Genomic DNA, 20,146 nt, shown 5'->3' on the forward strand with positions numbered 1-20,146 from the left:
CGCCGACAAGGCTCTGAGCGGTGCTCCGCGCGTGGCCTAGAGTGGCGCCGCAGCTTCGCTTACGGGTGAGCTGGCCGGCAAGGCGCCGATCTCGCGCTGGGTCTGCTCGACCCAGGCATAGGCGCGGTCATTCAGTTCGGCAATGGCGCGTGGGCCGGTGCCCTCGGCGTACATCAGCGGGCCTATCACTACCTTAATGGTGCCTGGGCGTTTGCCCCAGCCTTGCTTCGGCCAGAACTCGCCGGCGTTGTGCGCAATCGGCAGTACCGGCAGGTTGGCGTTGACCGCCAGCGCCGCGCCGCCGCGGGAGAACTTGCCGATCTGCCCGGCGGGTACCCGCGTGCCTTCCGGGAAGATCAACACCCAGATGCCCTCTTCCAAGCGCTCATGGCCCTGCTTGGCCAGCTGCTTGAGGGCGGCTTTGGGGTTATCCCGGTCGATGGCGATGGGTTTCAGCATGGCCATCGCCCAGCCGAAGAACGGCAGGAACAACAGCTCGCGTTTCAGCACCTGGCTGAGCGGCTCGAAGTAGCAGGAGAGAAAGAAGGTTTCCCAGGTGCTTTGGTGTTTCGAGAGGATCACGCAGGGCCGCTTCGGGACGTTTTGCGCACCGCTGACTTCATAGCGGATGCCAATCATCGCCGCCGTCAGCCACACCGCGAAGCGGCACCAGTTGACGTTGATGAAATGGTAGCGCGCCTTGAATGAGAGAAAGGGCGCGACCAAAAAGCTCAGGCTGCACCAGAGCAAAGCACTGGTGGACAGCAGCAGGTAGAAGAGAAAGATCCTGATGGCCTGCACTGTCGACATGTGAGCTTTATCCGTCGCGGGCATTGCCCGCCTAGTGAGAGTGGAGTAGCTGGGCGGCAACCGCCGCCAGATCGTCAAATATCAAGGTACCCGCCGGCACTGCGGCGCCCAGGGTCTGTTGGCCCTTACCGGTTTTCACCAACACGGGCTGACAGTCGACGGCCAACGCCGCCTCCAGGTCACCCTTGCTGTCGCCGACGAACCACAGACCGGCAAGCTCGACGCGGTAATGCGCGGCGATGGTCTTCAGCATGCCCGGTTTGGGTTTGCGACAGTCGCAGCCCTCATCCGGCCCATGGGGGCAGAACAGGATCAAACCCAGCTCACCGCCCTGCTCCGCAACCAGCTCACGCAGGCGCGTGTGCATGGCCTCCAGCGTGGACAGATCGTAATAGCCGCGCGCCAGGCCGGATTGGTTGGTGGCGACCGCCACCGTCCAACCGGCCCGGCTCAATTGCGCGATGGCCGCGATCGAGCCGGGAAGCGGAATCCACTCCTCCAGCGACTTGATATAGGCGTCGGAGTCGTAATTGATCACCCCGTCCCGATCGAGAATCAGCAACTTCACGACTTAGCCCAGCAACGAGATATCGGCGACGCCGAGGAACAGCCCGCGCAGCTGCGCCAGCAGCGCATAGCGATTGGCACGCACCGCGGCATCCTCGGCGTTGACCAGCACCGCCTCGAAGAAGGCGTCGACCGGCTCACGCAGGCTGGCCAGGTGCTCCAGGGCTTCGCGGTAGCAGCGCGCAGCCGCCAGCGGCGCGACGGCTTGGGCGGCTGCGGCGACCACCTGGGCCAGGGTCTGCTCGGCCGGCTCCTGCAGCAGTGCGACGTTCACGCTGGCCGGTACCTGGCCGTCGAATTTGCTCAGCAGGTTGGAGACGCGCTTGTTCGCCGCCGCCAGGGCTGCCGCTTCGCTACGGGCACGGAACGCCTGTACCGCCTGGACGCGCTGATCGAAGTCCAGTGGCGCCGTGGGCGACAGCGCGCGGACGGCCTGATATACGCTGACCTCCACGCCTTCGTCTTCGTAACGGGCACGCAGGCGGTCGAAGATGAAGTCCTGCACCTGGGGCGCCAGGCCTTCGGCCTTGACCTTGTCGGCGAACTGCTGGATGGCGAAGGCGATGGCCTCGGCCAGGTCCAGATCCAGCTGCTTCTCGATCAGAATCCGTAACACGCCCAGGGCCGCGCGACGCAGCGCGTAGGGGTCCTTGCTGCCGGTCGGCAGCATGCCGATGCCGAAGATTCCGACCAGGGTGTCGAGTTTGTCGGCGACCGCGACGGCCGCACCGGTCAGGGTGCTCGGCAATTCGGCGCCGGCACCGCGGGGCATGTACTGCTCGTTCAGCGCCAGGGCCACATCGTCGGCTTCGCCGTCGTTCAGTGCGTAGTAGTAACCGGCGATGCCCTGCATCTCCGGGAACTCGCCGACCATCTCGGTGGCCAGGTCGCACTTGGACAGCAGGCCGGCGCGGGCCGCCCGCTGGCTGTCGCCACCGGTGCGTTCGGCGATAAAGGCGGCAAGGGCGGACACCCGTTGGGCCTTGTCGAATACCGAACCGAGCTGGGCCTGGAACACCACATGGGCCAGGCGCTGGTTGAAGCTTTCCAGCGGCTGTTTCTTGTCCTGCTTGAAGAAGAACTCGGCGTCGGTCAGACGCGGGCGCACGACCTTCTCGTTGCCGGAAATGATCTGCGCCGGGTCCTTGCTCTCGACGTTGGCCACTGTGATAAAGCGCGGCAGCAACTTGCCGTTGGCATCCAGCAGGCAGAAGTACTTCTGGTTGTCCTGCATGGTGGTGATCAAGGCTTCCTGCGGCACGGCGAGGAAGCGTTCCTCGAAGGAGCACACCAGCGGCACCGGCCATTCGACCAGGGCGGTGACTTCATCGAGCAGGTCGGCGGGCACTATCGCGGTGCCCTGCTGCTCGGCCGCCAGCTCGGCGACGCGGGCGCCGATCAGCTCACGGCGTTCGGTGAAGTCGGCCAGCACGTGGGCGCCGCGCAGGTCTTCCAGATAGGTCGACGGCTTGCTGATGTGCACCTTGTCCGGGTTGTGGAAACGGTGACCACGGGATTCGCGGCCGACTTTCTGCGCGAGGATTTCGCAGTCGATCACCGCGTCACCGAACAGCATCACCAACCACTGGGTCGGGCGGACGAACTCTTCTTTGCGTGCGCCCCAGCGCATGCGCTTGGGAATCGGCAGTTCGTTCAACGACGCAGTGACGATGCCCGGCAGCAGGCCAATGGCCGGCTGGCCGGGAATGCGTTGGCTGAATTTCAGCTTCGGGCCGCTCTGGTCGATCTCGGCCAGCTCGACGCCGCATTTCTTGGCGAAGCCGAGGGCGGCCTGGGTCGGCTGGCCTGCGGCGTCGAAGGCGGCCGAGAGCGGCGGGCCGTCGAGGTTGTGGCTGCGATCCGGCTGCTGGGCGGCCAGCTGTTCGACCAGCACCGCCAGGCGCCGTGGTGCGGCGTAGACGCGGGCGGCAGAGTAGCTCAGGCCGGCGGCTTTCAGGCCTTTCTCGATGCCGCCGAGGAAGGCCTCACCGAGGCTTTTCAGGGCCTTGGGTGGCAGCTCTTCGGTGCCCAGTTCAACCAGGAAATCTTGCGCACTCATTGTGCAGCCTCCAGCTTAGCCAACACTTCATCACGCAAATCCGGGGTCGCCATCGGGAAGCCGAGCTTGGCCCGGGCCAGCAGGTAGGCCTGGGCCACGGAACGCGCCAGCGTGCGCACACGCAGAATGTACTGCTGACGCGCGGTGACCGAAATGGCCCGACGAGCATCGAGCAGGTTGAAGGTGTGCGAGGCCTTGAGGACCATTTCGTAGCTTGGCAACGGCAACGGCTGATCGAGTTCGATCAGGCGCTTGGCTTCGCTTTCATAGAAGTCGAACAGCTCGAACAGCTTGTCGACGTTGGCCTGTTCGAAGTTGTAGGTCGATTGCTCGACTTCGTTCTGGTGGAACACGTCGCCGTAGGTGACCTTGCCGAACGGGCCGTCGGTCCAGACCAGGTCGTAGACCGAGTCGACACCCTGCAGGTACATGGCCAGGCGTTCCAGGCCGTAGGTGATTTCGCCGGTCACCGGGTAGCACTCGATGCCGCCCGCCTGCTGGAAGTAGGTGAACTGAGTGACTTCCATGCCGTTCAGCCAGACTTCCCAACCCAGCCCCCAGGCGCCCAGGGTCGGCGACTCCCAGTTGTCTTCGACGAAACGGATGTCGTGTACCAGCGGGTCGAGGCCGACGTGCTTGAGCGAGCCGAGGTACAGCTCCTGGAAGTTGTCCGGGTTCGGCTTCAACACCACCTGGAACTGGTAGTAGTGCTGCAGGCGGTTGGGGTTTTCGCCGTAGCGGCCGTCAGTCGGGCGACGACTGGGTTGCACATAAGCGGCGTTCCAGGTTTCCGGGCCGATGGCGCGCAGAAACGTGGCGGTGTGGAAGGTGCCGGCACCGACTTCCATATCGTAGGGCTGAAGCACCACACAACCTTGCTCGGCCCAGTATTGCTGGAGGGCGAGGATCAAGTCTTGGAAGGTGCGCACGGCAGGCGTAGGCTGGCTCACGAAATTCACCTGTACTGAGGCTGCGACAGAAAGGGCGGGAGTATACCCGATTCCCACTCGCCTCTACCCCCTGGAGCCTTATGCCACGCTGCTTCTGGTGTACCGACGACCCGCTGTATCGGGCTTACCACGACCAGGAATGGGGCGTGCCGCTGCGCGATCCGCAACAGCTGTTCGAACTGCTGTTGCTGGAAGGCTTCCAGGCCGGTTTGTCCTGGATCACCGTGCTGAAGAAGCGCCAGCGTTACCGTGAGCTGCTGTTCGGCTTCGACGTGCAGCGCCTGGCGCAGATGAGCGACGCCGAGATCGAGGAGCGTTTGCTCGATCCGGGGATCATCCGCAATCGCCTCAAGCTCAAGGCCGCCCGGCAGAATGCCCAGGCCTGGCAGCAGCTGGAGGATCCGCTGACGCTGCTCTGGTCCTTCGTCGGCGGGGTGCCGAAGATCAATCACTTCCAGGATCGCAGCCAGGTGCCGGCGGTGACGGCGGAGGCCGAGGCGATGAGCAAGGCGCTGAAGAAGGCGGGCTTCACCTTCGTCGGCCCGACCATCTGTTACGCCTTTATGCAGGCGGCCGGGATGGTCATGGATCACACCACCGATTGTTCGCGTTACGCCGAGCTGGCAGCCGCCGGGTAGGAGCGGGCCATGCCCGCGATCAGCGCGTTCGCGGGCATGGCCCGCTCCTACTAAGCCACCTCGCCATCTCTCGGCCTGGTTACAATAGCCGCCTCGCAAATTTCAGGAGTTGCCTGTGGAGAAGTTCAAAGGTGCGCTGGTGGTGGGCTTTCTGCGCCTGTTCGCCCTCCTACCCTGGCGGGTGGTGCAAGGTCTCGGCGCGGCGATTGGTTGGCTGATGTGGCGGCTGCCGAACAGCTCGCGCGAGGTGGCGGGCCTCAACCTGAGCAAATGCTTTCCCGAGCTGGATGCCGTCGCCCATGACCGTCTGCTGCGCCAGAGCCTGATGGAGATCGGCAGGACCCTGACCGAAAGCGCCTGCGCCTGGGTCTGGCCGGCGCAGAAGTCCCTCGAACTGGTGCGCGAGGTGCAAGGCCTGGAGGTGTTGCAGGCGGCGCTGGCGTCCGGCAAGGGCGTGGTCGGCATCACCAGCCACCTGGGCAACTGGGAAGTGCTCAACCACTATTATTGCAACCTGTGCAAACCGATCATTTTCTACCGTCCGCCGAAGCTCAAGGCGGTCGATGAGCTGCTGCGCAAACAGCGCGTGCAGCTCGGCAATCGGGTGGCGCCTTCGACCAAGGAAGGCATCCTCAGCATCATCAAGGAAGTGCGCAAAGGCGGCGTGGTGGGGATTCCCGCCGACCCCGAGCCGAGCCTCTCGGCCGGCTTCTTCGTACCCTTCTGCGCGGTGCAGGCGCTGACCAGCAAATTCGTTCCGGGCATGCTCGCCGGCGGCAAGGCGGTGGGAGTGTTCCTGCATGCGCTGCGTCTGGAGGATGGCTCGGGTTACAAGGTGATTTTCGAGGCGGCGCCCGAGGCGATGTACAGCGAAGACCCGCACACCGCCGTGGCGGCCATGAGCCGGGTGGTCGAGAGCTATGTGCGGGCTTACCCGAGCCAATACATGTGGAGCATGAAACGCTTCAAGAAGCGCCCGCCCGGCGAGCCGAGGTGGTACTAGTTTCGTTCGCGAAAACGTGCTGAGCCGCGCGTCGCATCGATCCTGGCGCCGGCTTCAGGCGGCGGGATGCTGGCGTTCCAGTTTCTTCAGAAACACGCTCATTTCCTTCTCGGCCTGCTTGTCGCCATGGGCCTGGGCGGCGGCCAGGCCCTGCTCCCAGGCCCGGCGGGCGCCAGCATGATCGGCTTGGCCTGCGTGCGCCTTGCCGAGCAGCTTCCAGGCCGCGGAATACTTCGGGTCGAACTCGACGCAGCGCTGCAGGTGCTCGGCGGCACGGGCGTATTCGCCGGCATCCAGGTAACCCTTGCCCAGGCCGAAGCGCAGCAGGGCGTTGTCCACGCCCTTGGCGAGCATTTTTTCCAGCCCTTCGAGCATATCGGCGCGACCTCATTTCGTCGGCTGGGTTTCGCCCTTCTGGCTCTACCCGGCCTAGGGATCGGAAGTTAGAAGAACGTCAGGCCAACCTGGAACAGCCGCTCGACATCGCGGATGTACTGCTTGTCGACCAGGAACAGGATCACGTGGTCGCCGGCCTCGATCACCGTATCGTCGTGGGCGATCAGCACCTTTTCGTCACGCACCAGCGCGCCGATGGTGGTGCCCGGCGGCAAGGCGATGTCTTCGATGGCGCGGCCGATCACCTTGCTCGACTTGGCGTCGCCGTGGGCGATGGCCTCGATGGCCTCCGCCGCCCCGCGCCGCAGCGAGTGCACGCTGACGATATCGCCGCGGCGCACGTGGGTCAGCAGGGCGCCGATGGTGGCTAGCTGCGGGCTGATGGCGATATCGATCTCGCCGCCCTGCACCAGGTCGACATAGGCCGGGTTGTTGATGATGCTCATCACCTTGCGCGCGCCCAGGCGCTTGGCCAGCAACGAGGACATGATGTTGGCCTCGTCGTCGTTGGTCAGGGCGAGGAAGATGTCGGCGTCGGCGATATTTTCTTCCAGCAGCAGATCGCGGTCGGAAGCGCTGCCCTGCAGCACTACGGTGCTGTCCAGGGCCTCGGAGAGCGCGCGACAACGGGCCGGGTTCATCTCGATGATCTTCACCTGATAACGGCTTTCGATGGCCTCGGCCAGGCGCTCGCCGACATGCCCGCCGCCGGCGATGACGATGCGCTTGTAGCTGTCCTCGAGACGGCGCAGCTCGCTCATCACCGCGCGGATGTGGCCCTTGGCGGCGATGAAGAACACCTCGTCATCGGCCTCGATCACGGTGTCACCCTGGGGAATGATCGGCCGGTCGCGACGGTAGATCGCCGCCACCCGGGTGTCGATGTTGGGCATGTGCTGGCGCAGCTGGCGCAGCTGCTGGCCGACCAGCGGGCCGCCGTAGTAGGCCCTGACCCCTACCAGCTGGGCCTTGCCCTCGGCGAAGTCGATCACCTGCAAGGCACCGGGGTGCTCGATCAGGCGCTTGATGTAGTGGGTCACCAGCTGTTCCGGGCTGATCAGCACATCGACCGGAATCGCCTCGTTGTCGAACAGGTCGGCGCGGGTCAGGTACGCGGCCTCGCGCACCCGGGCGATCTTGGTCGGGGTGTGGAACAGGGTGTAGGCGACCTGGCAGGCGACCATATTGATTTCGTCGCTGTTGGTCACCGCGATCAGCATGTCGGCATCGTCCGCGCCGGCTTGGCGCAGCACGGCCGGGAAGGAGCCGCGGCCCTGGACGGTACGAATGTCGAGGCGGTCGCCGAGGTCGCGCAGGCGGTCGCCATCGGTGTCGACCACGGTGATGTCGTTGTGTTCACTGGCCAGGTGCTCGGCCAGGGTGCCGCCGACCTGGCCGGCGCCGAGAATAATGATCTTCATCCGTGTCCTTCCTCAGCCGCGGGGGGACGCGGCGATCTTGATCAGCTTGGCATAGTAAAAGCCGTCATGGCCGCCTTCCTGCGCGAGCAGTTGGCGCCCATGGGGCTGTGTCAGGCCGGGCGCTTGCTGGCCGAGCTGACCGGCGATAGCCAGTTCACGGGCCCCGGGAGTGCGAGCCAGGAAGGCTTCGAGCACCTCGCTGTTCTCGCTCGGCAGGGTCGAACAGGTGGCATAGAGCAGCACCCCGCCGATGTCCAGGGTGGGCCAGAGGGCGTCCAGCAGTTCGCCCTGCAGCGCGGCCAGGGCCGGAATGTCCTCGGCCTGGCGGGTCAGTTTGATATCCGGATGGCGGCGGATCACCCCGGTGGCGGAACAGGGCGCGTCGAGCAGGATCCGTTGGAAGGGTTGGCCGTCCCACCACTGCTCGGTCTGCCGGGCATCGGCGGCGATCAGTTGCGCGCTAAGGCCCAGGCGGTCGAGGTTTTCCTGCACGCGGAGCAGGCGCTTGGCTTCCAGGTCGATGGCCACCACCGCGGCCAGCCCGGGCTCTACCTCGAGCAGGTGGCAGGTCTTGCCGCCGGGCGCGCAGCAGGCATCCAGCACCCGTTGCCCGGGCGCCAGTTCCAGCAGGTCGGCCGCCAGCTGCGCGGCTTCGTCCTGCACGCTGACGCGGCCTTCGGCGAAGCCCGGCAGGGTGGTGACATCGCAGGCCTCGCCGAGGAGGATGCCGTCACGGCTGAAGGTGCAGGCGCTGGCGGCGAAGCCGACGCGTTGCAGTTCGGCGAGATAGGCATCGCGACTGCCCAGGCACCGATTGACCCGCAGGATCAGCGGCGGATGGGCGTTGTTGGCCGCGCAGATGGCTTCCCACTGCTCCGGCCAGAAGGCCTTCAGGGCCTTTTGCAACCAGCGCGGGTGGGCGGTGCGGGCGGCCGGGTCTTTTTCCAGCTCGGCGAGCAAAGCCTCGCCTTCGCGCTGGGCCCGGCGCAGTACGGCATTCAGCAGGCTCTTGGCCGAGGACTTCTTCAGTTGGTCGGCACAGCCGACGGTTTCACCGATGGCCGCATGTGCCGGGATGCGGGTGTAGAACAGTTGGTACAAACCGATCAGCAACAAGGCTTCGAGATCCTTGTCGGCGGCCTTGAAGGGTTTTTGCAGGAGTTTCTCCGCCAGCAGCGCCAGCCGCGGCTGCCAGCGCGCGGTGCCAAAGGCCAGCTCCTGGGTCAGGCCGCGATCCCGCGGTTCGACCTTGTCCAGCTGCGCCGGCAGGGAACTGTTCAGCGAGGCCTTCCCGGCGAGTACCGCCGCCAGGGCACGGGCGGCGGCCAGACGCGGATTCATGCTGTCGCCCCCAGCAGCGTGCCGAGGGCAAACTGTTCGCGGCGGCTGTTGAACAGGTCGGCGAAGTTCAACGCTTTGCCGCCGGGCAGTTGCAGCCGAGTCAGGCGCAGCGCACCCTCGCCGCAGGCCACGGTCAAGCCCTCGCGGCCGGCCTGGATGACTTGGCCGGGCTGGCCCTGCCCTTCGGCTATTTCAGCGGCGAGGACTTTCAGGGGCTCGCCATTGAGGCTGCTGTGGCAGATCGGCCAGGGGTTGAAGGCGCGAATCAGGCGCTCCAGTTCAAGGGCCGGGCGCTGCCAGTCCAGGCGCGCTTCGTCCTTGTTCAATTTGTGCGCGTAGGTGGCCAGGCCGTGGTCTTGCACCTCGGCCTCGAGCGTGCCGGCGGCCAGGGCGGCGATGGCGTGCAGCACGGCGGGCGGGCCCAGTTCGGCGAGGCGGTCATGCAGGCTGCCACCGGTGTCTTCGGCACCGATCGGGGTGCGGACTTTCAGCAGCATCGGCCCGGTATCCAGGCCGGCGTCCATCTGCATCACAGTCACCCCGGATTCGCTATCGCCGGCTTCGATGGCGCGCTGAATCGGCGCCGCCCCGCGCCAGCGCGGCAACAAGGAGGCATGGCTGTTGATGCAGCCCAGGCGCGGGGTATCCAGCACCACTTGCGGCAGGATCAGGCCGTAAGCCACCACCACCAGCAAGTCCGCGTTTAGCGCCGCCAGCTCCGCCTGCGCGGCGGGGTCGCGCAAGGTCTGCGGTTGGTACACCGGCAGCCCGTGTTGCAGGGCCAGCTGTTTCACCGGGCTGGGCATCAGCTTCTGGCCACGGCCGGCGGGGCGATCCGGTTGGGTGTAGACGGCGATCAGCTCGTGCTCGCTAGCCAGCAAGGCCTGCAGATGCTGTGCGGCAAATTCCGGCGTGCCGGCAAAGACGATGCGCAAAGATGCTTCTCCAGAAAAGAAAAAGGCTTGCCGCGGCAAGCCTTTGGTGTCGGACTCAAGCGTGCTGGCGGTGTTGTTTCTCCAGCTTCTTCTTGATGCGGTCGCGCTTGAGCGTGGACAGGTAGTCGACAAAGAGTTTGCCGTTGAGATGGTCGCACTCGTGCTGAATGCACACCGCCAGCAGGCCTTCGGCAAGCACTTCATAGGCTTGGCCGTCGCGGTCCAAGGCCTTGATCTTGACCTTCTGCGGGCGGTCGACGTTTTCGTAGAAGCCCGGCACCGAGAGGCAGCCCTCCTGGTACTGATCGACTTGCTCGGTCAAGGTTTCGAACTCGGGGTTGATAAACACCCGCGGTTCGCTCTTGTCTTCGCTGAGGTCCATCACCACCACGCGCTTATGCACATTGACCTGGGTGGCGGCCAAACCAATACCCGGGGCGGCGTACATGGTTTCAAACATGTCGTCGATCAGCTGACGCAAGGCGTCATCGACCACGTCCACCGGCTTGGCGATGGTGCGCAGGCGCGGATCGGGAAACTCGAGGATGTTTAGAATTGCCATATGCGTTGTGTGATGCACTTGTGGAATAAAGTCAAAATCCGCTGCTAATATGCTGAGCAGCATTGAAAAACGGCTTCAGGCCGCGGCTCCCGAGGGTTTCGGAGCAGCCCTTGGGCGTTCCACGTGAAGACACATAATAAAGGGATTCACCGCATGAGGAAATCACTACTCGCCCTGCTACTCCTTGCCGCCAGTGGCTTGGCCCAGGCCGAAGTGCAGCTCAAGGATGGTCACCCGGACCGCTATACCGTGGTCAAGGGCGATACCCTCTGGGATATTTCCGGGAAATTCCTGCGTGAACCCTGGAAGTGGCCGGAAATCTGGCACGCTAATCCGCAAGTGGAAAACCCCCATCTGATCTACCCGGGCGACCAGCTCAGCCTGACTTATGTCGACGGCCAACCGCGCTTGATGCTCAATCGTGGCGAGTCGCGCGGCACCATCAAGCTGTCGCCGCAGGTGCGCAGCACGCCGATGGCGGAGGCGATTCCGACCATTCCGCTGGAGGCGATCAACAGCTTCCTGATCAGTAACCGCATCGTCGACACGCCGGAGCAGTTCCTGGGTGCGCCCTACATAGTCGCCGGCAACGCCGAGCGCGTGGTCAGTGGCGCCGGTGACCGCGTGTATGCGCGTGGCCGCTTCGATGAAGCGCATCCGGTCTACGGCATCTTTCGTCAGGGCAAGACCTACACCGATCCGTACACCAACGAGGTTCTCGGGATCAACGCCGACGATATCGGCGGGGGCGAAGTGGTTGCCGAAGAAGGCGATGTGGCGACCATGAACCTGACGCGCACCACCCAGGAAGTGCGTAATGGCGATCGGCTGTTCCCCACCGAAGAGCGCGCGGTGAACTCGACCTTCATGCCGAGTGCGCCGGCCAAGGAAGTGCAAGGCCTGATCATCGATGTGCCGCGCGGCGTCACCCAGATCGGTCAGTTCGACGTGGTGACCCTGAACAAGGGCAGGCGCGATGGGCTTAGCGAAGGTAACGTGCTGGCGGTGTACAAAACCGGGGAAACCGTGCGCGATCGCATCACCGGGGAGTCGGTGAAGATCCCCGATGAGCGTGCCGGCCTGCTGATGGTGTTCCGCACCTACGACAAGCTTTCCTACGGCTTGGTGCTCGGGGCCACCCGCTCGCTGGAGCTGATGGACAAGGTGCAAAACCCCTGACACCCAAGACCCCCGCGCTGCGGGGGTTCTGCTTTCTAGCCCAGTAGTTTTCCCCGAGTAGTTGTCTGCCGCCCGCGGCGGCGGGCCCGATCAAGGATGATCAGCATGTCACTCACCTCTCCCGCCGAGCTGGAGGCCCGCCTCCGCCTGCATTGCCTGCCCGAACTCGGGCCGCGGCGCTTGCGCAAATTACTCGCCGCCTTTGGCAGCGCCTCCTCGGCCCTCAGCGCGCCGGCCACGGCCTGGCGCGCCCTGGGTTTACCGGCCGCCTGTGCGCAGCCGCGGCGCAGTGCCGAGATCCGCGAGCGGGCCGCGGCCGCCTTGGCCTGGCTCGAGCAGCCCGGCCAGCATCTGCTGATGTGGGACGATCCGCATTACCCCGCGCTGTTGGCCGAACTGGCGGATGCCCCGCCGCTGCTGTTCGTGGCCGGCGAGTCGAGCATTCTGCAGCAGCCGCAACTGGCGATGGTCGGCAGTCGCCGTGCCTCCAAGCCGGGGCTGGACACGGCGCAGGCCTTCGCGCGGAGTCTGGCCGGGGGCGGTTTCGTGATTACCAGCGGTCTGGCCCTGGGCATCGACGGTGCGGCCCATCAAGGCGCGCTGGAGGCCGGCGGAAAAACCGTCGCGGTACTCGGCACGGGGCTGCAGCGCCTCTATCCGCAACGGCATCTGCGCTTGGCGGCGGCGATTCGCGAGCAGGCTGGCGCGCTGGTGTCCGAGCTGCCGCTGGACTGCCCGCCGCACGCGAGTAATTTCCCACGGCGCAATCGGATCATCAGCGGCCTGTCGCTGGGCGTGCTGGTGGTCGAGGCGAGTCCGTCCAGCGGCTCCTTGATCACGGCGCGCCTGGCGGCCGAGCAGGGCCGCGAGGTCTACGCGATTCCCGGTTCGATCCACCATCCTGGCGCCCGCGGCTGCCATCAACTGATCCGTGACGGTGCGATTCTGGTGGAGAGCGTCGAGCATATTCTGGAGGCGCTGCGCGGCTGGCAAGCCTTGCCGCCCGCCGCCGGCCCGGAGACGGTGACGCCCGCCGCCGTCGCGCATCCGCTGCTGCAACTGCTGTATGCCGCGCCCCATAGCAGCGAGGCCCTGGCCGCTGCCTGCGGTTGGCCGTTGCCGCAGGTGCTGGCGGCGCTGACCGAGTTGGAGTTGGAGGGCCGGGTGGCTTGCGAGGGCGGGCGCTGGCTGGGCCGCTAGAGCTGGTAGCTCGCCATCCCTTCGCCAAACTTATGAGTCGAGATGCCAGCTTGGGTACACTGCACGCCAGTTTTGCGCGCAGAGGTGGCGATGGTGAGCAGTTGGCGGGTACAGCAGGTGGCGCGCGTGGTGCGCAACGGTGGGGTGATCGCCTATCCGACCGAGGCCGTCTGGGGCCTGGGCTGCGATCCGTGGAACGCCGAGGCGGTCGAGCGCCTGCTGGCGCTGAAGGATCGGCCGATCGACAAGGGCCTGATCCTGGTCGCCGACAGCATTCGCCAATTCGACTTTCTCCTCGAAGACTTTCCCGAGCTCTGGCTCGATCGCCTGGCCAGCACCTGGCCGGGGCCGAATACCTGGCTGGTGCCGCACCAGAACCGCCTCCCGGCGTGGATTACCGGTCAGCACGACAGCGTAGCCTTGCGCGTCAGTGGCCACCCGCTGGTGCGTGAGCTGTGCGCCTTGACCGGGCCGCTGGTGTCCACCTCGGCCAATCCCGCCGGCCGTCTGCCGGCGCGTACGCGGCTACGGATCCAGCAGTACTTTCCGCGGCAGCTCGACGCGGTGCTCGCTGGCGCCCTGGGCGGGCGCAAGAATCCCAGCGTGATTCGTGACCTGGTCAGCGGTCAGGTGGTTCGTCCGGCCTAACCCAGCCTACGGCAGCAAGATGGTCGAACCGCTGGTCTGTCGTCCGGTCAGTGCGCGATGGGCCTCGGCGGCTTCGCTCAAGGCGAAGCGTTGGCCGATCTGCAGCTGAATCTTGCCGCTGGCGATCATCGCGAACAGCTCGTCGGCCATCGCCTGCAAGCGTGCCGGGCTGTCGGCGTAGCCGGCCAGGGTCGGGCGGGTGACGAACAGCGAGCCTTTCTGCGCGAGGATGCCGAGGTTGACCCCGCTGACCGGCCCGGAGGAATTGCCGAAGCTGACCAGCAGGCCACGCGGCGCGACGCAGTCCAGCGAGGTTTCCCAGGTGTCCTTGCCGACCGAGTCGTAGACCACCGGGCACTTCTGCCCGTCGGTCAATTCCAGTACGCGCGCGACCACGTTCTCGCGGCTGTAGTCGATAGTCGCCCAGGCACCGAGGGTCTTGGCCCGCTCGGCTTTGGCGGGCGAGCCGACGGTGCCGATCAGCTTCACGCCCAGGGCCTTGGCCCACTGGCAGGCCAGGCTGCCGACCCCGCCGGCCGCGGCATGGAACAAAATGGTTTCGCCGCCTTGGAGCGGATAGGTCTGGCGCAGCAGGTACTGCACGGTCAGGCCCTTGAGCATCACGCTGGCGGCCTGCTCGAAGCTGATGCTATCCGGCAGCTTGACCAACTTCTCCGCCGGCAGCACATGCAGTTCGCTGTAGGCACCCAAGGGGCCGGTGGCGTAGGCGACGCGGTCACCGACCTGCACATGGGTCACGGCGCTGCCCACCGCCTCCACCACCCCGGCACCTTCGGTACCCAGGCCGGAAGGCAAGGCCGGCGGCGCGTAGAGGCCGTTGCGGTAATAGGTGTCGATAAAGTTCAGGCCGATCGCCTGGTTCTGTACCCGGACTTCCAGGGGGCCCGGCTCGGCGGGGCTGTAGTCGACGTAGTCGAGCACTTCGGGACCACCGTGGGTGGCGAATTGGATGCGTTTGGCCATGGGCAAGCTCCTCTGGACGGTTCGGCAAAGGCCCTATGCAACTCTCCCGCTTGATCTGCGTCAACAGCGAAGGGGCCGGTGCAGATGCTATGCTTGCGCCCCTGTTCAGCCTATGAGCCACGCGCTGCGTGGCTTTGCCCGCCGCTTAAGTGTTACCCAAGTCCGCCCTGGCCTGGGCGCGAGGATGCCGAGTCCGGTACGGGTCCTGACTCGGCCCGGGACAACGCAAGGAGCAGTCTTTGCCTGGCGGGCGGCACATCCATGTACTGCAGACATCTGGCGCGGCCAGATCTCCAAAAGGTGATGCTGTGAGTGACCGTACTGCGGCCGTGAAGGCCTATCTGCTCGACCTACAAGACCGTATCTGTGCCGCGCTGGAAGGCGAAGACGGTAGCGCGCGCTTCGTTGAAGACGCCTGGCAGCGCCCGGCCGGCGGCGGCGGGCGCACGCGGGTGATCGAGAACGGCGCGCTGTTGGAAAAAGGCGGGGTGAACTTCTCCCATGTCTTCGGCAGCGGCCTGCCGCCGTCGGCCAGCGCCCATCGGCCGGAGCTGGCCGGGCGTGGCTTCGAGGCCCTTGGCGTATCGCTGGTGATGCACCCGGAAAACCCCCATGTGCCGACCGCCCACGCCAACGTGCGCTTCTTCATCGCCGAGAAGGAAGGCGAAGAGCCGGTCTGGTGGTTCGGCGGCGGTTTCGACCTGACCCCCTACTACGCCGTCGAGGAAGACTGCGTGCACTGGCACCGCATCGCCGAGCGGGCCTGCGCGCCGTTCGGCGCCGAGGTGTACCCGCGCTACAAGGCCTGGTGCGATCGCTACTTCCACATCAAGCACCGCAATGAACCGCGCGGTGTCGGCGGCCTGTTCTTCGACGACCTCAACGAGTGGGATTTCGACACCAGCTTCGCCTTTATGCGCGCCATCGGTGATGCCTTTATCGAGGCCTACCTGCCGATCGTACAAAAGCGCAAGGCCACGCCCTTTACCGAGCAACAGCGCGAGTTCCAGGCTTTTCGCCGTGGCCGCTACGTCGAGTTCAACCTGGTCTACGACCGCGGCACGCTGTTCGGCCTGCAGTCCGGCGGGCGCACCGAGTCGATCCTGATGTCGCTGCCGCCCCTGGTGCGCTGGGGTTATGACTGGAAGCCCGCACCCGGCAGCGAAGAGGCGCGGCTGACCGAGTATTTTCTGACCGATCGCGATTGGCTGGAAAAATCATCCTGAACGCTACTGCGTTCAGCCATGCGGCGTTGAAAGCGGGCTCGGAATGCTCATTTACTGCAGTAAACTCCGCTTCCTCGCCCACTTTACTCGCTGGCGCTCGCCCTTCGGGCCAGCCTATGGCTGTTACTCCCGATGGTCGTTGCGCCTTGCCTGGCTTTCACTCGTGACGCGTTCAGGACGATTTTTGAATGGATAGATATGGCGTATTCGGCAACCCGATCGGCCACAGCAAGTCGCCGCTGATTCAGCGTTTGTTCGCCGCGCAGACCGGCCAGCAACTGACTTACGAGGCCCTGCTGGCGCCGCTGGACGATTTCACTGGCTTTGCCCGGGCGTTCTTCCAGACCGGCGAGGGGGCCAATGTCACCGTGCCGTTCAAGGAGCAGGCCTATCGGCTCGCCGATAGCCTGAGCGCCCGGGCCCAGCGGGCCGGCGCGGTGAATACCTTGAAGAAGCTGGCCGATGGCAGCCTGCTCGGCGATAACACCGACGGTGCCGGGCTGGTGCGTGATCTGACGGTGAATGCCGGCTTTGCCCTGGCGGGTAAACGCATTCTCCTGCTCGGCGCCGGCGGCGCGGTGCGTGGGGTCTTGGCGCCGTTCCTGGCCGAGCGGCCGGCGGCGCTGGTGATCGCCAACCGCACGGTGGAAAAAGCCGAAGCCTTGGCCCAGCAGTTCGCCGACCTCGGGCCGCTGTGCGCCAGCGGCTTCGACTGGCTGGAAGAACCGCTCGACCTGATAGTCAACGGCACCTCGGCCAGCCTGGCCGGCGAGTTACCGCCGATCTCGGCGAGCCTGATTCGGCCTGGCCATACCCTCTGTTACGACATGATGTACGGCAAGGAGCCGACCGCGTTCTGCCGTTGGGCCGCCGAGCACGGCGCGCCTCGCGCGCTGGATGGCCTCGGCATGCTGGTCGAACAGGCCGCGGAGGCCTTCTTCCTCTGGCGCGGCGTTCGGCCTGCCACGGCGCCGGTCTTGGCCGAGCTGCGCCGCCTGCTGGCGTAACCCACCAACGGTGCCGCCAGGCATCGCCATGACCGGCCCGCTGGGCCGGGTGCTGGGTTGCACCCTACCGCAGCTAACCCAGCCTAGGCCTCGAAGCGGATCGGGCAATGCTCTGCCCCTTCCAGCTTGCGCAGCTCTTCGATCGGCCCTGGCCCGCTGTTTGATCACCCCCCATTTGGCTGGGGTCGGTGTGGGGCCTCCCCGTCTTTGGTTGGGCGCGCCGGGCGCGGCCAGGGTGTTTAGTACGCAGTAGCCGCCGTTGCCACACGCTTGCCATCTGCGCGGCTTATAGATGCTCAACTCCAATAACAACTCGAGCGCACTCGCCATGAAACCCATCACCGCTCTCGCCGCCGGCCTCTGCCTGGCCGCCGTCGCCGGCCAAGCCGGCGCCTGGTCGCAACCCACCCACAAGAACATCGTCAAAGACGCCCTGACCTATATGAACTCGGCCAGCGCCACGGCGGACATGCGCCGGGCCTACCAGTTCTATGTCGGCGCCGCCGGCAGTCCGGCCCAGGCCGGCGAGATCCTCGGCCAGGCGGCCTACGACGTCGACGACTTCAAGGACACCCGCCTCGGCGGCTGGTGGATCGGCTACGAGTACGCGCCGGTCGCCGGCGCTGCGTCCTCCCTGGTCAACTACACCTCCTACTGGCACTTCATCAACATGGGCCGCCAGGGCGATGCCCACGGCAACGACCACGGCGGCTACGACTACCGCTACCGCAAGGTCGACGGCAGCTGGGGCGGCGACGTCGACTGGTACGCCATGGTCTATCTGTACAACCGCGAGCTGAAAAAGGACGACTTCAACAGCACCGAGACGCACTACCGCCAGGGCAGCGCCTCGGACTGGCAGCAGCACTACGGCGATTTCCAGACCGCGGCCTTCCAGCCGATCGACAACCTGGCCAAGTACTGGTTCGACCAGTTCAAGACGGCGCCTTCGCTGCAGACCATCGGTTATTCCCTGCACGCCACCGGCGACGTGGCGCAGCCGCACCACGCCTGGATCACCTCGGGCAACGGTCACTCCGGCTGGGAAGGCTGGGTCGACGACCACTACTTCAGCGAGAGCCTCAACGACCCGACGGCGGTGGCCAACCTGGTCGGCCGCTACGATGCGCAGCAGCCGCTGCGCGACCTGCTGACCCAGACCGCCCAGGTCGCTTACCAGCATCCGGAGCCGCTGTACGACACCAGCTACCCGACGCGCCTGCGGGTGGCCAAGGAGATGATTCCGGAATCCATCGCGCTGACCGTCAGCGTGCTGACCAAGGGCGCCAACAGCTTCTATGGTCAAGGTGGACTGTAAGGCACGCGGCCCGGCCGCCGGGCTGGGCCGCGCCCTAGTGCTCGCTCTCGGCCTGGGCCTGGGCTTCGCCGCCCAGGCCGCCGGCGATCTGCGCATCGACGGCGAACGCCTGCCGGGCAAGAGCATCGAGCTGCTGCAGCAGGCGCTGCTGCGGGTGAAGTTCAACACCGACCCGCGCCAGTTGCGTGAGGGCCTGGTGGAAAACCGCCTGCTGGCGCGGGCGGTGGAGGCCGAGCTGAACCAGGCCAACCGCCGCGACCTCGACGCCCTGGTGGAGGAGGAAGCCGCCAGCCTGATCGAGCGGGTTCATGGCCAGCGTCTGCAGCGCGATATCGGCCCCTTCCTGCGCAACCCGCAGCCGCTCAGCGCCGAGCTGCTGCGCCAGACCCTGGCGCCCGCGGCCCAGGGGGTGGTGGTCAATAGCCTGTGGCTGAGCGAGGCGCAGCGTCAGGCCGCGGCCGGCATCGCCCTGCTCGACTGGCAGTTCCCCGGCCAGCCGGCGCGGCGGCTCAGCCTGTTGGAGCTGTATGAGGGCGTGTCGGTGCAGGGCCAGGTGGAGTTGCAGCAGGGCAACCTGGAGTACCTGGCGCGCGAGGTGCAGCAGCGGGTGCGGCGCGATTACCTCTGGTACCAGCTCGGCCAACAGGGCTTCGGCGCCGAGGAGCAGGCCGGCGTGCGGCGGCTGGTGCGCGACAAGCTGGTGCGGCACAAGTATTTGCACCAGATCGGCCTGTACAGCGACTTCCACCACGAGACGGAAAGCCTGAAGCAGTTGGCGCGCCAGGTCAGCGACGCGGAGGCGCAGGCCTACTACCAGGCCAACCTGGCGCAGTACCAGAACGTCGCCCGGGTCCAGGCCGCGCATATCCGCCTGGCCGATCAGGCCACGGCCGATAAGGTCTATGCCGAGCTGCAGAACGGCTTGGCCTTCGACGAGGCGGTGCGGCGTTATTCCATTGCCGCGGACAAGACCCGCACACCGCCGGGCGACCTCGGCCTGATCCGCCATGACGACTCGCAACTGGATTTCCTGCACAAGGCCGCCTTGATCCAGAAGGCCGCTAGCCAATCGCAGCCGATGCTGATCGACGGCGCCTTCGAGATCATCCGGGTGCGTGCCCGCGAGGACCGCCAATTGCCGCTGAGCGATCCCAGCGTGCGCTACGAGATCAACCAGGCGGTGGCCAAGCAGAAGCTCGCGGTGCAGTTCGACGCACGGCTTAAAACGCTGCGCGCCGCAGCCCAGGTGGCGGGGGCATGAAGGCCTGGCTGGGGCTGGCCCTGCTGGCCGTGGCGACGGTGCTGGGGGTGGTCTGGCTGAGTCGGCCGGCCGCGGCGCCGGTCGCGGCTGTGCCGCTGCCGCCGCGGGCCGCCGAGCCAACGCGGTCGCTGGCCGCGCCGCAACCCTCACCGAGCGCGGACGTGGCGGACTTTAGCGTGACCGCGGTGCCGCTCAGCCTCCCGGCCGAACCGGCGCAGGTCGAGCCCGCCCGCCTCAGCGCCGAAGAAGCCGTGACCCTGATGCAACTGATGGCCGAACAGGGCGACCCCCGCAGCCCGGCGCTCCAGCCCAGCCAGCCGCGGGCCAAGGCGCCCGCCGCCGCCCTGGCCGACCCGGCGCGCTATGCCCAATTCGAAGACCGCCAGAGCCGCGAGCAGATCCAGGCCTACGCCGCCGGCGTGCAGAAGATTCCGGAAATCCGCGAACGCATCGAACAGGCCGCGCAAAGCGGCGAACGCAACGCCGAGGAACTCGACGAGGCGCGCGCGGCCCTGGAGCAGTTGGAGATGCTGCAGAGCCAATTGCAGCACCAAGCGCCGCAGCTGTTGCCGAGTGCGCCCTAGTAGCATGTTTGGTTAGTTCAATTACTTAAGGAGACTCTGAAAAAGACTTCCCGATTC

General features: G+C 66.0%; 20 protein-coding genes. 10 read left to right on the top strand and 10 right to left on the bottom strand.

Annotated features, from left to right (window positions below; genetic code table 11):
- Positions 1 to 36 precede the first annotated feature (36 nt).
- From FFS13_RS02625 to glyQ, 4 genes are read right to left on the bottom strand one after another with little or no spacing between them, the layout of a single operon-like run.
- Complete coding sequence (locus tag FFS13_RS02625; protein ID WP_137817571.1) at positions 37 to 810, bottom strand: 1-acyl-sn-glycerol-3-phosphate acyltransferase; 774 nt, start codon at positions 808 to 810, stop codon at positions 37 to 39.
- Positions 811 to 841: 31 nt separating this feature from the next.
- The gene (gene gmhB, locus FFS13_RS02630) at positions 842 to 1,378 is read right to left on the bottom strand and encodes a D-glycero-beta-D-manno-heptose 1,7-bisphosphate 7-phosphatase (RefSeq protein ID WP_137817572.1); all 537 of its coding nucleotides are present in this window, start codon (positions 1,376 to 1,378) and stop codon (positions 842 to 844) included.
- 3 nt (positions 1,379 to 1,381) lie between these two features.
- Positions 1,382 to 3,436 (bottom strand): glycine--tRNA ligase subunit beta, encoded by a 2,055-nt coding sequence (gene glyS, locus FFS13_RS02635; RefSeq protein WP_137817573.1) that lies wholly within the window; start codon positions 3,434 to 3,436, stop codon positions 1,382 to 1,384.
- Positions 3,433 to 4,386, bottom strand: coding sequence for a glycine--tRNA ligase subunit alpha (glyQ, locus tag FFS13_RS02640; protein WP_137817574.1), 954 nt, complete (start codon positions 4,384 to 4,386; stop codon positions 3,433 to 3,435). Before glyQ ends, glyS begins: the two co-directional genes overlap by 4 nt.
- A gap of 80 nt (positions 4,387 to 4,466) precedes the next feature.
- Between glyQ and FFS13_RS02645 the strand changes: the two genes are divergently transcribed.
- The gene (locus FFS13_RS02645) at positions 4,467 to 5,024 is read left to right on the top strand and encodes a DNA-3-methyladenine glycosylase I (protein ID WP_137817575.1); all 558 of its coding nucleotides are present in this window, start codon (positions 4,467 to 4,469) and stop codon (positions 5,022 to 5,024) included.
- Between the two features lie 115 nt (positions 5,025 to 5,139).
- Complete coding sequence (locus FFS13_RS02650; RefSeq protein ID WP_137817576.1) at positions 5,140 to 6,027, top strand: lysophospholipid acyltransferase; 888 nt, start codon at positions 5,140 to 5,142, stop codon at positions 6,025 to 6,027.
- A gap of 54 nt (positions 6,028 to 6,081) precedes the next feature.
- On the opposite strand, the gene FFS13_RS02655 is transcribed toward FFS13_RS02650, so the two are convergent.
- The 5 genes from FFS13_RS02655 to def form a co-directional block, all read right to left on the bottom strand.
- On the bottom strand, positions 6,082 to 6,402 hold the full coding sequence (locus FFS13_RS02655; RefSeq protein ID WP_137817577.1) for a tetratricopeptide repeat protein: 321 nt from the start codon (positions 6,400 to 6,402) through the stop codon (positions 6,082 to 6,084).
- A 68-nt stretch (positions 6,403 to 6,470) separates the two neighbouring features.
- Complete coding sequence (gene trkA, locus FFS13_RS02660) at positions 6,471 to 7,844, bottom strand: Trk system potassium transporter TrkA (RefSeq protein ID WP_137817578.1); 1,374 nt, start codon at positions 7,842 to 7,844, stop codon at positions 6,471 to 6,473.
- A 12-nt stretch (positions 7,845 to 7,856) separates the two neighbouring features.
- A complete protein-coding gene (gene rsmB / locus FFS13_RS02665) occupies positions 7,857 to 9,185 on the bottom strand; it encodes a 16S rRNA (cytosine(967)-C(5))-methyltransferase RsmB (RefSeq protein WP_137817579.1) in 1,329 nt (442 codons plus the stop codon).
- Entirely contained in the window at positions 9,182 to 10,159 is a 978-nt protein-coding gene (gene fmt, locus FFS13_RS02670; protein ID WP_171006402.1) for a methionyl-tRNA formyltransferase, read from the bottom strand. The genes rsmB and fmt overlap by 4 nt, the downstream gene beginning before the upstream one ends.
- A gap of 16 nt (positions 10,160 to 10,175) precedes the next feature.
- Positions 10,176 to 10,682: a peptide deformylase gene (gene def, locus FFS13_RS02675; protein ID WP_137817581.1), complete on the bottom strand. Its 507-nt coding sequence runs from the start codon at positions 10,680 to 10,682 to the stop codon at positions 10,176 to 10,178.
- Positions 10,683 to 10,835: 153 nt separating this feature from the next.
- Here def and FFS13_RS02680 point away from each other — a divergent pair, with 153 nt between their 5' ends.
- The 3 genes from FFS13_RS02680 to FFS13_RS02690 all read left to right on the top strand — a co-directional run bounded on the left by FFS13_RS02680 (position 10,836) and on the right by FFS13_RS02690 (position 13,709).
- Positions 10,836 to 11,861, top strand: a complete 1,026-nt coding sequence (locus tag FFS13_RS02680; RefSeq protein ID WP_137817582.1) for a LysM peptidoglycan-binding domain-containing protein — start codon at positions 10,836 to 10,838, stop codon at positions 11,859 to 11,861.
- A gap of 105 nt (positions 11,862 to 11,966) precedes the next feature.
- Positions 11,967 to 13,061, top strand: coding sequence for a DNA-processing protein DprA (gene dprA / locus FFS13_RS02685; protein WP_137817583.1), 1,095 nt, complete (start codon positions 11,967 to 11,969; stop codon positions 13,059 to 13,061).
- Positions 13,062 to 13,151: 90 nt separating this feature from the next.
- Positions 13,152 to 13,709, top strand: a complete 558-nt coding sequence (locus FFS13_RS02690) for an L-threonylcarbamoyladenylate synthase (RefSeq protein WP_137817721.1) — start codon at positions 13,152 to 13,154, stop codon at positions 13,707 to 13,709.
- A gap of 6 nt (positions 13,710 to 13,715) precedes the next feature.
- Here the strand turns inward: FFS13_RS02690 and FFS13_RS02695 are convergent, their stop codons facing one another.
- Positions 13,716 to 14,693, bottom strand: a complete 978-nt coding sequence (locus FFS13_RS02695) for an NADPH:quinone reductase (RefSeq protein WP_137817584.1) — start codon at positions 14,691 to 14,693, stop codon at positions 13,716 to 13,718.
- Positions 14,694 to 15,001: 308 nt separating this feature from the next.
- Between FFS13_RS02695 and hemF the strand changes: the two genes are divergently transcribed.
- From hemF to FFS13_RS02720, 5 genes are all read left to right on the top strand, one after another.
- Positions 15,002 to 15,919, top strand: coding sequence for an oxygen-dependent coproporphyrinogen oxidase (hemF, locus tag FFS13_RS02700; protein WP_137817585.1), 918 nt, complete (start codon positions 15,002 to 15,004; stop codon positions 15,917 to 15,919).
- A 188-nt stretch (positions 15,920 to 16,107) separates the two neighbouring features.
- On the top strand, positions 16,108 to 16,926 hold the full coding sequence (gene aroE / locus FFS13_RS02705; RefSeq protein WP_137817586.1) for a shikimate dehydrogenase: 819 nt from the start codon (positions 16,108 to 16,110) through the stop codon (positions 16,924 to 16,926).
- Positions 16,927 to 17,254: 328 nt separating this feature from the next.
- A complete protein-coding gene (locus FFS13_RS02710) occupies positions 17,255 to 18,244 on the top strand; it encodes a phospholipase (RefSeq protein ID WP_137817587.1) in 990 nt (329 codons plus the stop codon).
- A complete protein-coding gene (locus tag FFS13_RS02715; protein ID WP_137817588.1) occupies positions 18,225 to 19,505 on the top strand; it encodes a peptidyl-prolyl cis-trans isomerase in 1,281 nt (426 codons plus the stop codon). The genes FFS13_RS02710 and FFS13_RS02715 overlap by 20 nt, the downstream gene beginning before the upstream one ends.
- Positions 19,502 to 20,089, top strand: coding sequence for a hypothetical protein (locus FFS13_RS02720; RefSeq protein WP_137817589.1), 588 nt, complete (start codon positions 19,502 to 19,504; stop codon positions 20,087 to 20,089). Before FFS13_RS02715 ends, FFS13_RS02720 begins: the two co-directional genes overlap by 4 nt.
- Positions 20,090 to 20,146: the final 57 nt, after the last annotated feature.

Source organism: Pseudomonas sp. 2FG, from assembly GCF_005502935.1.
Taxonomy (GTDB): Bacteria; Pseudomonadota; Gammaproteobacteria; order Pseudomonadales; family Pseudomonadaceae; genus Aquipseudomonas.